The sequence below is a fragment of the Nocardiopsis sp. CNZ308 genome (genome assembly GCF_004217075.1).
The window spans coordinates 916,520-928,145 of the sequence record NZ_SHKJ01000001.1 but is presented as its reverse complement, the minus strand read 5'-3'; the positions used below and the strand labels follow the sequence as shown (position 1 = coordinate 928,145).

The 11,626-nt window shown below is 74.3% G+C and carries 11 protein-coding genes; 4 read left to right on the top strand and 7 right to left on the bottom strand.

Annotation, left to right across the window (positions count from 1 at the left end; genetic code table 11):
• Positions 1 to 172 precede the first annotated feature (172 nt).
• A complete protein-coding gene (locus EV372_RS03905; RefSeq protein WP_130394886.1) occupies positions 173 to 880 on the bottom strand; it encodes a TetR/AcrR family transcriptional regulator in 708 nt (235 codons plus the stop codon).
• 96 nt (positions 881 to 976) lie between these two features.
• Here EV372_RS03905 and EV372_RS03900 point away from each other — a divergent pair, with 96 nt between their 5' ends.
• A complete protein-coding gene (locus EV372_RS03900) occupies positions 977 to 2,173 on the top strand; it encodes a DUF418 domain-containing protein (protein ID WP_130394885.1) in 1,197 nt (398 codons plus the stop codon).
• A 268-nt stretch (positions 2,174 to 2,441) separates the two neighbouring features.
• On the top strand, positions 2,442 to 3,215 hold the full coding sequence (locus EV372_RS03895) for a nucleotidyltransferase domain-containing protein (RefSeq protein WP_130394884.1): 774 nt from the start codon (positions 2,442 to 2,444) through the stop codon (positions 3,213 to 3,215).
• 192 nt (positions 3,216 to 3,407) lie between these two features.
• Here EV372_RS03895 and EV372_RS03890 read toward each other — a convergent pair whose 3' ends face one another.
• Positions 3,408 to 4,349, bottom strand: a complete 942-nt coding sequence (locus EV372_RS03890; protein ID WP_130394883.1) for a GNAT family N-acetyltransferase — start codon at positions 4,347 to 4,349, stop codon at positions 3,408 to 3,410.
• A gap of 311 nt (positions 4,350 to 4,660) precedes the next feature.
• Positions 4,661 to 6,103: a benzoate/H(+) symporter BenE family transporter gene (locus EV372_RS03885; RefSeq protein WP_130394882.1), complete on the bottom strand. Its 1,443-nt coding sequence runs from the start codon at positions 6,101 to 6,103 to the stop codon at positions 4,661 to 4,663.
• 95 nt (positions 6,104 to 6,198) lie between these two features.
• Between EV372_RS03885 and EV372_RS03880 the strand changes: the two genes are divergently transcribed.
• Positions 6,199 to 6,960, top strand: a complete 762-nt coding sequence (locus tag EV372_RS03880) for a class I SAM-dependent methyltransferase (protein ID WP_130394881.1) — start codon at positions 6,199 to 6,201, stop codon at positions 6,958 to 6,960.
• Between the two features lie 40 nt (positions 6,961 to 7,000).
• Here the strand turns inward: EV372_RS03880 and EV372_RS03875 are convergent, their stop codons facing one another.
• Positions 7,001 to 7,375, bottom strand: coding sequence for an antibiotic biosynthesis monooxygenase family protein (locus EV372_RS03875; RefSeq protein WP_130394880.1), 375 nt, complete (start codon positions 7,373 to 7,375; stop codon positions 7,001 to 7,003).
• Between the two features lie 217 nt (positions 7,376 to 7,592).
• On the opposite strand from EV372_RS03875, the gene EV372_RS03870 reads away from it, so the two are divergent.
• Positions 7,593 to 8,690, top strand: coding sequence for a winged helix DNA-binding domain-containing protein (locus EV372_RS03870; RefSeq protein ID WP_130394879.1), 1,098 nt, complete (start codon positions 7,593 to 7,595; stop codon positions 8,688 to 8,690).
• Positions 8,691 to 8,782: 92 nt separating this feature from the next.
• On the opposite strand, the gene EV372_RS03865 is transcribed toward EV372_RS03870, so the two are convergent.
• The 3 genes from EV372_RS03865 to solA all read right to left on the bottom strand — a co-directional run bounded on the left by EV372_RS03865 (position 8,783) and on the right by solA (position 11,505).
• Complete coding sequence (locus EV372_RS03865; protein ID WP_130394878.1) at positions 8,783 to 9,214, bottom strand: VOC family protein; 432 nt, start codon at positions 9,212 to 9,214, stop codon at positions 8,783 to 8,785.
• Between the two features lie 186 nt (positions 9,215 to 9,400).
• Positions 9,401 to 10,207, bottom strand: a complete 807-nt coding sequence (locus tag EV372_RS03860) for an SDR family NAD(P)-dependent oxidoreductase (RefSeq protein ID WP_130394877.1) — start codon at positions 10,205 to 10,207, stop codon at positions 9,401 to 9,403.
• A gap of 125 nt (positions 10,208 to 10,332) precedes the next feature.
• A complete protein-coding gene (gene solA / locus EV372_RS03855) occupies positions 10,333 to 11,505 on the bottom strand; it encodes an N-methyl-L-tryptophan oxidase (RefSeq protein WP_130394876.1) in 1,173 nt (390 codons plus the stop codon).
• Positions 11,506 to 11,626: the final 121 nt, after the last annotated feature.

Below are 11,626 nucleotides of genomic sequence, written 5' to 3'. Positions count from 1 at the left end.
CCGTCACCCGCCCGGTTCCCAGCGGTTTACGGCACGGACGGCACCACCGGCCTGTCCCACCGCGCGCCCTGGTCCCAGCGGTTCGCGCTACCGGCGGCTTCCGCCGGGCGGCCCGGTCCGGGCCCGCCGTCGGCGACGCGCCCGTCGGCGGAACTCCGGGCCGCCGCGTGCGCTAACCGTCCGAGGGCGCGGAAGAGCGCTCCTCCGGAGCGGCGGGGGAGGCGGCGCGCGGATCCAGGCCGAGGACGGGCAGGATCACCTCGTCCACGATCCTCTCCACGTACTCCCCGTCGGGCGGCCCCTGGTGGTCCATCGCGTACTTGATGAGCATGGCCTCACCGATGTCGACGGTGACGGAGGTGACGCGGGAGGGGTCGAGCCTGCCGTGGTCGACGTAGTGCTCGAGGACGGTGCGGGTGAAGCGCCCCCCACGGGAGTCGAAGACCTCCCGCACGAACCGGTCGTAGAGCTCGGGGTGGTGCCTGGCCTCGGCGACCACGGAGAACATCGCCTGCCCCAGGGACCGGTTCATGGTGTCGCGCAGGAGCATGAGGGCCCTGACGAGGTCCCCGCGCAGGTCGTCGGCGCCCGGAGTGGGGACCTCCTGCGGGTAGGTGTGGTACATCGCGTCCAGCAGGATGTCCCCCGGCGTGGGCCAGCGCCGGTACAGCGAGGTCTTGGCCGTGCCCGCCCTGCGGGCGACCCCCTCCATGGACAGGCGGGCGACACCGACGTCCGCGGCCTCCAGGATGACCGCCTCGTGGATGGCGTTCAGCAGCTCCCGCCCGCGTCTGCGCGTGGCCCGGGGCGCCTCCTCCCGCGTGTCCGGCGCCGTCTCCCGCGCCTCGTCGTCGACCCGCGGCCGCTCCCGGTCAACCATGCTCTTCCCAACTAAGCTACGATGGCGTATCTTAGAAGGGGATTGGATACGCGTCCGTATCCAATACTATCCCCTTCCGTGTGATCGGAGTTCAGTATGTCCCTTCCCCCCTCCCCGCCGCCTCCGACCGGGGGCGTGGCACTCGACCGGCGCTCCCTGGCGCCCGACCTGGCACGCGGGGTGATGCTGCTGGTCATCGCCGTCGTGCACGCGCACATCGTCTGGGTGATGGCCACCGCGGGTCAGGGCTCCGCCTCGGGCGGCCTCCTCGACGCCGCCTCCACCGCCCTGCTGATGCTGTTCGCCGAGGCGCGCGGGTACCCCATGTTCGCGGCGCTGTTCGGCTACGGGCTCGCCTGGATCCACCTGCGCCGCACCGCCGAGGGGCGTCCGGAGCCGTGGGTGCGCTCACTGGTGCGCCGACGCGGCCGGTGGATGGTGCTGATCGGGCTCCTGCACACGGTCCTGCTCTTCTTCGGCGACATCGTCGCGGTCTACGGGCTCATCGCCCTGATGTTCGCGGGTCTGCTGCACGCCGGTGACCGGCGCCTGCTCGCCCACGCCCTCACCTGGGCCTCCCTGGGCTCGCTGTTCTACGCGGTCATGAACAGCCTCCCGCTCTCCGACCCCGAGGCGGGCGGGGTCCTCACCCAGGACCCGCTGGCCGACATGGTCACACGCCTGTTCACCTGGCCGGTCATGACCCCGATGCTCGTGGCGAGTTCGGTGTTCCCCTTCCTCGTCGGAGTCTGGGCGGCCCGCCGCCGCCTCATGGAACAGCCCGAGCTCCACCTCGGGCTGCTGCGCCGCGTCGCCCTTGTCGGTATTCCGGTGGCCGTGGTCGGCGGACTGCCGCAGGCCCTGGTGGCCACCGAGCTGTGGGTGCCCGAGTTCGTGCTCAAGGCAGGTGTGGGCTGGCTGCACGTCCTGACCGGCTACGCGGGCGGTTTCGGCTACGCCGCGCTCATCGCGCTGGTCGCGGTCCGCCTCGGTGACCGCGGAGGGCCCGTCGTGCGGGCCCTGGTCGCCACCGGCCAGCGCTCCATGACCTGTTACCTGTTGCAGTCGGTGGGCTGGATCGTGCTGTTCGCGCCCTACGCCCTCGACCTGGGGCCACGGCTGTCCGGGACCGCCGCCGTCCTGCTCGGCGTCGCCGTCTGGTCGGCCACCGTGGTCCTGGCCGACCTCATGCGCCGCGCGGGGGTCCGGGGCCCGGCCGAACGCCTCCTGCGCTGGGGGACGTACAGAACCGTACGGTCGGAGCAGCCTGAGGCCGAACCGGTGCGGAGATGACCGCACGTTCGGAAACGCCCGTCGTGACCTGCGCGACCGGGAACGTCTGACATCCGCTCCGCTCGGCTGGCGGCCTCCGACGGGTGCCGGTGAGGAGAAGACTGGAAGGCGGGAACGTTCGGCGCGGCCTGTGCGGTGGTGGCCTCAGGCGGGTGCCGGTGCGGAGACGACCGGGTGCCGAAGTGCTCGGTGAGACCGGCGGGGCCGCTGCCTCCGCTGGCCACCGGCCCGGCGGAAACCTCATCGCCGACCGGATACGTCATCCGCGATGATGGTCGCCATGTCCATCTCCGCACATGACGACGCGACCTTCCTGTCCGCCACCGCCGACCGGCTCGCGGCCCTTCCGGCCGTCGAGGCGGTTACCCTCGGCGGTTCCCGGGCCCAGGGCACCCACCGCCCCGACAGCGACTGGGACCTGGCGGTCTACTACCGGGGCGACTTCGACCCGCAGACACTGCGGGATCTCGGCTGGGAGGGGGAGGTGTCGGAGGTCGGCGGCTGGGGAGGCGGTGTCTTCAACGGCGGCGCCTGGTTGCGGATCGACGGCCGGGCGGTGGACGTGCACTACCGCGACCTGGACGTGGTCGAGCACCAGCTCGCCGAAGCGCGGCGGGGACGCTTCCGGGTGGAACCGCTCATGTTCCACCTGGCGGGTATCCCCACCTACCTGGTCGTCGCCGAACTCGCCATCGGCCGGGTCCTCGTCGGGGACCTGCCCCGGCCCGACTACCCCGAGGCGCTGCGCAGGAGCGCACCGCCCGTCTGGCGGGGCACGGCCGCGGCCACCCTGTCCTACGCCCAGCACAACCACGCCCCCTACGGCCGGGTCGCCCAGACCGCGGGCCTCCTCGCCCAGGCCGCCTCGCAGGCCGCGCACGCGGTCCTGGCCGAGCGCGGGGTCTGGGTCACCAACGACAAGGCACTGCTGTCCATGGCGGAACTGGAGGAGATCGACTTCGTGGTCGCCGGAATGACCGCCGACCCCCAGGACCTGGGTTCGGCGGTCGCCGAGGCCGGACGGATCCTCGCCACGGCCTGAGTCCTCGCGCCGCGGGCCGGATCCGCGCCCAGAGCGTCCGCGCCCCGGATCCCGTCCCGGATCCCGTCCCGGGGCGCGGTCCGGGCTCGGGCCGACCGCGGGTTCCAGGCCCGGGCCGGGGGCGTGCACCGCCGCGCCGTGGCCCGGATCCCGGGTCACGGCGCGGCGCTGCTCCGGGCAGCCGGTCCTGACCTACCAGGTCATGTTGACGACCCCGCTGAGGGTGGCGTAGCCCGCCCGCTGGAAGGCCCGCGCCATCGGGATGTTGCCCAGGTCGGTGGCGGCGCGGATACGGTCCGCGCCCTCCCGGGCCAGGACGCGGGTGCCCTCGGCGAGGACCTCGTCGATGTACCCGTTGCCGCGGTGCTCGGGCAGCACCGCGATGTAGCCGATGATCGGGTGGTAGTCGTTGCGGGCGGGCAGGACGAAGCCGACCGGCTCGCCGTCCGGAAGCGTCGCGATCCGCCACCAGGAGCGCGGCGTCGTGTACCGGGCGAACTCCCCGTTCCAGTTGTCGGCGGCCACCCGTTCCGCCGTGGTGTGGGCGAGGTCGGCGCGGTCGTGGGCGTCCAGAGTGCCTTCCAGGGCCCGGACCATCAGGCCGAGGATCTCCTCCTCGTCCCGGACCGGCCGGAACCGGAGGCGGTCGCCCGGCCCCGGAGCCGGAACGCCGGGGGTCCACTCGAAGCGCAGCCGCTCCACCAGGAGCGATCCGCCGGTGCGTTCGACGGCGGCCATGCGCTCCCGCACGGCGCGGCGCTCGTCGGCGTCCTCGCGCCAGTCGGAGGGGACGACGCGCAGGTACTCGGGCGGGGTCCGGCCTTCGGGCAGGGTCGCCGCCGATGCGGTGCGCAGCAGGTGTTCGAGGATCCCCGTGCGGTCCACGTCCCGGGCGGTGTCGTCCACGTCCAGGACGTCCAGCAGCAGGGGAGAGGTGCCACCGCCCCGGCACCACCAGGAGAGGCGGGCCAGGAGGCGGTCGCCGTCCAGGGCGACCCACATCCACGAGGGGCGACGGCGCCCCTGGGCGAGGTCGTCGGCGAACTCGGAGTTCTGGGGGTAGGGGAACCGGTTGAAGAGGTCGAGCTCCCCGGATCCGGTGATCGTACGGATGGTCAGGTCGTGCACGGTCAAGGCGACACCTTCGGTGCGTGCGCCCCGCCGCTCCGGGGACTCAGCTGTCGAGGCCGCCCCGGGAGGGCGCGAGCGCGGTGGTTGCGGTGAACACGGCTCCGCCTCCTCTCGTCGTCGGGGCCCCGGTTCCGCTGTGGTCGGGGCCATGACTGTTATAGCCGCGCTCCGACCGGCGGGCAACCCTTTTTGTCGCGGGCCGACCGGCGCTGCCCCTCGTGGCCGTTCTCCGGCCGGCGGTGCCGGACTTCCGAACGCGGGCCGACCGGTGCCGGAACACGCGTGGCCGTCCCCGGTCCGTGGGCGGTGACCCCTCAACCGCGTCCCGACCGGCTGTCCGCACCGGGACCACCGGGCTCCTGCGCCTCGGTGATCGTTCCGTCTTCTCCGGCCTGTTTGGACCCATCCGTCTCGTGAGCCCCGTCGGCCGTCTGTGTCGGGGCCGCCGGTGTTCCGGCCGCCTCCCGCGCTCCGCCGTCCTCTCCCCGGACGACCACCGCGGCCTCCACGGTCCCGTCGGCCTCCCGCGCGTCTTCGGTGTCCTGCCCGGCACCGCCGCCCGAAGCCGTGTGCCTCGACCGGCGCCAGGAACGGGTCACCGCCAGCGTCAGCGCGCCCGCCAGCAGACCCCAGAAGGCCGATCCCACACCGAACAGGGTGAAACCCGACGCCGTCGCCAGGAAGGTCACCACCGCGGCCTCCCGGGAGCGCTCGTCCCCCAGCGCGGACGCCAGCGAACCCCCGATCGTTCCGAGCAGGCCCAGCCCGGCGATCCCCAGGATCAGCGGCGGCGGCAGTGCGGCCAGCAGCGACGCCACCGTCGCCCCGAAGACCCCCACACACAGGTAGAAGACCCCCGCCCACACCCCGGCCAGGTAGCGGCGCTCGCGGTCGGGGTGCGCCTGCGGTCCCGTGCAGATGGCGGCGGTGATCGCGGCCAGGTTCATCCCGAAGCACCCGAACGGCGCCAGTACCAGGTTGGTCGCCCCGGTCCACCCGATCACCGGCGAGATCGGCACCCGGTAGCCGTCGCCCCGCAGTACCGCGACCCCCGGCAGGTTCTGCGAGGCCATGGTCACCACGAACAGCGGCAGCCCCACGCTCACCAGCACCTGCCAGGAGAACTCGGGCGCCACGAACACCGGCCGGGCCAGCGACGGGGTCACCCCGCCCAGGTCCAGGGTTCCGCGCAGCGCCGCGGCGACGCCGCCCGCGACCAGGGACAGGATGACCGCGTAGCGCGGCAGCCACCGGCGGCTCAGCAGGTACGCCGCGAACATGGTGAACACGACCGCGAAGTCGTCCTCCATGCTCGTGAACAGCCCCATGCCGAACTGGAGCAGCACCCCGGCCAGCAGCCCCGCCGCGAGCGGCACCGGAACGTGGTCCATGACCCTCTCGAACCACCCGGTGACACCGCTCAGGGTGATCAGCGCGGCCGAGAACAGGAAGGCCCCCACCGCCTGCGCCATCGTCACCCCGTCCAGCCCCACCGCCAGCAGCGCGGCACCGGGCGTGGACCAGGCGGTCACGATCGGGGCCCGGTGGCGCAGGGACAGCCCCACACAGGTCACCGCCATCCCCACACCCAGGGCCAGCATCCACGAGGCGGTCTGCTCGGAGGAGGCACCGGCGGCCTCGGCCGCGGTGAACACGATCGCCGCCGAACTGGTCACCCCGACCAGCACGGCGATCAGACCGGCCGCGACGGCGGGCGCGGGTGCCACGAGGCCGACAAGACGGACGAGGGTTCTCATAGTCCACCATCCTCGCGCGCCGCCGGACCCGCGCCGTCGCCCGGGGGAGGGAAAACTGCTGGACCCGGCCGCGTCGCCCGGGGGAGGATGCCGCCATGGGACGCGATTTCGACGCACTCGTCGCCGAAGCCGACGCGGAGCCGACGCACGGCTGGGACTTCTCCTGGCTGGAGGGCCGGGCCACGGAACAGCGCCCCTCCTGGGGCTATCAACGCACCATGGCCGGGTACATGGCCCGCGCGAGCGCCGCGCTCGACATCCAGACCGGCGGCGGCGAGGTGTTGGCGGGGATCCCCGAACGCCCGCCCCTGACCGTGGCGACGGAGTCCTGGCCGCCCAACATCGCCGCGGCCACCCGGCTGCTCCATCCGCTGGGGGTCGTGGTCGTCGCCGACGAGGACGAGCCGCCGCTGCCCTTCGCGGACGGTGCCTTCGACCTGGTGGTCTCCCGCCATCCGGTGACCGTGTGGTGGGAGGAGATCGCCCGGGTCCTGGCGCCGGGCGGAACCTACCTGTCCCAGCAGGTGGGCCCGGCGAGCGTCTTCGAGGTCGTGGAGTTCTTCCTGGGGCCGCAGCCCGAGGAGACGCGCGCCTCCCGCCATCCGGACCAGGCGCGCGAGGGGGCGCGGGCGGCCGGGCTGGAGGTGACCGACCTGCGCATGGAGCGGCTGCGCACGGAGTTCTTCGACGTCGGCGCGGTCGTGTACTTCCTGCGCAAGGTGGTCTGGATGGTGCCCGGGTTCACCGTGGAGGCCTACCGGGACCGGCTCCGGGACATGCACGAGCACATCGAGCGCGAGGGGTCGTTCAGGGCCACCACGACCCGCTTCCTCATCGAGGCCCGCAAGCCCCGCTGACCCGACCGGGCCGCGGGGCGCGGGCACCCGCCTCCGGCGGTCAGGAGCGGGCCGAGACCCGCTGGACGACCTCGAAGCCCCAGATCTCGCTGTTGGTCGCGGCCGGGCCGCCGTGCCCGTGGCCGTGGCCCTGGCCGTGCCCGGCCGGTGCGCCCTCCTTCTGGGCGTCCGCGGCGGCCTGGGCGTGCCCCTGGCGGAAGGCCTGGCCGTTCACCCAGTTCTGGAAGTCCTCCTCGGACCGCCACCGGGTGTACACCAGGTACTTGTCGGTGCCCTCGACCGGGCGCAGCAGCTGGAACTCCTCGAACCCCGGCTGGTCCTCCACGAGCCCGGCCCGCTTGGCGAAACGCTCCTCCAGGGTCGCCCCGGCGCCCTCGGGGACGGTCAGGACGTTGAACTTGACGACGCTGCTCACGCGGCACCTCTCTCGGTTGTCTGCGGTCCTCCCGCCCAACCTAGGACAACCTCCGCCGGCGCCCGCGCCGCCCCGCCCCGAACACACCCCTCCACCGGCCGACCCGCTCCCCGTCCGCCCCGTGCCCCCGACCGTCCGCACGGCCGCACGCGGTGACCGTCCCCGGCGGACGAGTGGAGGACAGTTGATGACCTCCACCCCTTCTAGGGTCGCGTCCATGACCGCGCTCGACCGCCGCGCCCTCAACAGGGCGACCCTGTCCCGCCAACTGCTCCTCGGCCGGACCGCCGACCACACCGCCGCCGAGGTCGTCCACCACCTCGTCGGGCTCCAGGCGCAGGATCCCGAGCCGCCCTACGTGGGCCTGTGGTCCCGTGTCCGGGACTTTCGGATCGACGACCTCACCGGGCTCCTGCACAGCCGCGAGGTCGTGCGCGCCACCCTCCTGCGGGGCACCCAGCACCTGGTCACCGCCGCCGACTACCTGTGGCTGCGCCCGACCCTGCACCCCGTGCTGATCCGCTGGCAGAAGGGCGCCTTCGGTCGGGACCTGCCCGGTGTGGACCCCGCCGAGCTGGCCGCCGCCGCACGCGCGCTCCTCGCCGACGGCGGACTCCTCCGCCCCGACCTGGGCCGGGCCCTGGCCGAGCGCTGGCCCGGACGCGCCCCCGTCTCCCTGGCCCGTTCGGTCCAGGGACTCCTGCCCGTCCTGCACCCGCCGCCCGACGGCACGTGGGGGCGGCGCGGCCCAACACCCTTCGCCCTCGCCGAGGAGTGGCTCGGCGCGCCCCTGGCCGCCGAGCCCTCCCCGGACACCCTCGTGCTGCGCTACCTCGCCGCGTTCGGCCCGGCCACCGCCAGGGACGTCCAGGCCTGGAGCGGGACGACCCGCATGCGCGCGGTCGTGGAGGGGCTGCGGTCGCGGCTGCGGGTCCTGCGCGACCCGGACGGCCGCGAGCTGTTCGACCTGCCCGACGCGCCCCGCCCCGATCCCGACACGCCCGCGCCGGTCCGCTTCCTGGCGCTGCTCGACAACGTGCTGGTCTCCTACGACGACCGCTCCCGCGTCGTCGCCGACCACCAGCGTCCCCACATCGTGGTCGAGGCGCCGTTGACCGTGGACGGGTTCGTGCGCGGGCTGTGGCGGATCGTGCGGGCCCGGCGCGGCGGCCCCGCCGTACTGGACGTGCGGCTGTTCGCACCGCTCACCCCGGCCGAGGAGGAGGCGGTCACCGAGGAGGGCGCACGGCTGCTGCGTTTCGCGGCGGCCGACTCCGAGGGCCACGACATCCGCCTGCGCCCCCTGGAACCGTGAACCGGCCGGGGCGCCGGGCCCCGACCGCCCGGCGCCGCCGGGGCCCGCCGCCGCTCCGATGGGCGCGGCGGTCCCCGGCGGGCGCCCGGACCTCAGCCGAACACGACCCGGCCGGTCTCGTCCACACGCCAGCCCGGGTTGTGCGCGATCTCCCACACCACGCCGTTGGGATCCTGCACGTGGGCGTGGAAGATCCCGCCGAACTCACCCGGCTGCGGGGCCTTGAGCACCCGCGCGCCCGCCCGCGCCATGGCCTCCACGGTCCGCTCGACCTCCTCGGGGCCGTCGACGTTGTGCGACAGCGTCAGCCCCGACACGCCGGTCGTGCCGGGAGGGCGCCCCAGGTCGCGGTCGAACTTCTCCGCGTCGAACAGGCCCAGGACCTGCCCCGGCGCGACCTGGAAGAAGACGATCTCCCCGGGGACGTCCATGAGCGGTTCCCAACCGAGCCCGTCCCGGTAGAACGCGCGGGCGGCGTCCAGGTCGGCCGTGGCCAGAGTGATGAAGTGAACCTGTTGTCTCACGGCGGCTCCGTCGCTGTACCCGCCCCGAAAGGGTCCGGGGCGGGTGGTGTCCTGTGGTCGGGACAACCTATCCGGGACCGGGGACACGCCACCCGGAACCCCGCGGGCACGGCGGGTCCGCGCGGGGCCGGGCGCTGGTGGGCCCAGGACGCCCGGGCCCCAGGGGCCGCCCGGGCGCACCCGCGGCTACAGCCCGTGCCTGCGGGCGACCACGCGCAGGACGAGCGAGCGCGGGAACAGCCGCCGCAGCGCGAAGACCACCGGGGCGTTGCTGCCCACCGCGTAGAACGGCCGGGGCGGGTCCGCCTCGACGGCGCGCACGATGGTCCGGGCCACCGCCCCCGGCGTGATCCCCGACGCCTCGTTGGCGTCGAGCGCCCTGAGCATGGTGCGGTACTCGGCCGCGAACGGCGACCCCTCCCGCAGGTACTGGGTCCGCCGCTCGCTGATGCCGGTGTTGATCGACCCCGGCTCGACCGTGGCCACCCCCACCCCGTACGGGGACACCTCGCGGCGCAGCGCGTTCGCGAACCCCTTGAGCGCCGCCTTGGAGGCCACATAGGAGGACCGGTAGGCCAGCGGGAAGCTCGCCAGCATCGAGCCCACCATCACCACGCGCCCGTACCCCCGGGCGCGCATCCCCGGCAGCAGCAGCTGGGTGAGCCGCACCGCGCCGAACACGTTGATCCGGAACAACCGCTCCACCGCCTCCGGCGGCAGTTCCTCGAAGGGCCCGCTCTGGCTCTCCCCGGCGTTGTTGACCAGCACGTCCACGTCACCCGCGGCGGTCGCGCACGCCTCGACCGACGCTCCGTCGGCCAGGTTCAGGGCCAGGTACTCCACACCCGGAACCGGCTCGGCCACCGCCCCGGGGTCGCGGCTGGTCCCGTACACGCGGTAGCCGCGGCGGACCAGCTCGGCGGCCGCGGCGGCGCCGATCCCCGACGACGCGCCCGTGACGAGCGCGGTCCGCGGGACGGTGGGACTGTTCATGGCGGTCCTTCCGGAGGGAGGCTGAGAGGGGGAGGGAGGCCGCGCTCGCGCCGCGCGTGGAAGCGATGATCGCACGCCCGCGCGCGCCGGTCGCACCCCGCCCCGGGGCCCGCCGACCGCCCGGCTCAGTCCCAGCGGTGCGGGTCGAACAGGTCCACGGCCAGGTCCGTGCGCCCGTGCTGGGCCAGGTCGGCCAGCGCCTCCCCGACCGCGGAGGCGAACTTGTAGCCGTGCCCCGAGAAGCCCCCCGCCAGCACCAGCCCGGGCAGTTCGCGGCGCTGACCGATGACGAAGTGCTCGTCCCGCGTCATCGTGTACATGCACGAGACCATCCGCTCGGGCAGCGGAGCCACACCGCTCAGTCCGGAGGCCAGCCGTCCCAGTCGCCGCGCGTCGGCGGCGTCGGGCTCCCTCGGCCCCGCGTCGGGGTCGACCGGTTCGCCCCACTGGGCGCCCTCGCCCCTGTTCCCCGGAGCCTCGGCGTGCACACCGATCTTGACGGTCCGGCCGCCGTCCATGCTGGGGAACCCGTACCAGGTGCAGTCGTCCTCGTCCCGGGCGAACACCGGTCCGTGCGCGTGCGGGGACGGATCCCGCGTGGTGCGGAACCAGCCCAGCACCCGCCGCTCCACCCGCAGGCCGCCGCCCAGCTCCGCCACCTCGGGCACCAGCCGCGGCAGCCAGGACCCGGCGGTCACGACCACCCGGCGGGCCCGGATCACGGTGTCCCCGACCACCACGCGGGGGCGGTCCGGGTCGGGGACGACGCGGGTCGCCCGGGCGCCGGTGAGCACCCGCGCGCCCGCCTCCCGCGCGAGCCGCACGGCCGCCGTGATCGCGGCCTCGGGCAGGACCACACCGGCGTCCTCCTCGAAGACGCCCACCTCACCCGGGCGCGGTACGTGCTGGGGGAAGCGCTCGGAGACCTGGTCGCGGGAGAGCACCTGGTGGGGGAGGCCGTGGTGTTCGGCGGCGGCGACCGACCCGGTGACGGCGGGGCTGTCCGGCGCGCCGAGCATCAGGGCGCCGGTGCGCACCACGAGCCGGGTCCCGGAGGCCTCCTCCAGCTCCGACCACGCGCGCCAGGCCGATCGCACGAACGGCACGTAGGCGGCGCCCTCCATGTAGGCGGTACGGATGATGCGGGACTCGCCGTGGCTGGAGCCCCGGTCGTGCCCGGGCGTGAACTGCTCGACCCCGATCACGTCCACACCGCGCCGGGCCAGGCGCCACAGGGCCTGCGCCCCCATGGCTCCCAGTCCGACCACGACGGTGTCGGTCTCCAACGGTGCCGCCACGCGTTTCCCCCAGCTCAGGTGTCCGGGGCTCCGCCGCCCGGAGCCCCGTCCCATGATCCCAGGGCCCGCGCATGGCGGACGCCCGCCCACCCCCAGGGGTGGACGGGCGCCCCGTCTCGGA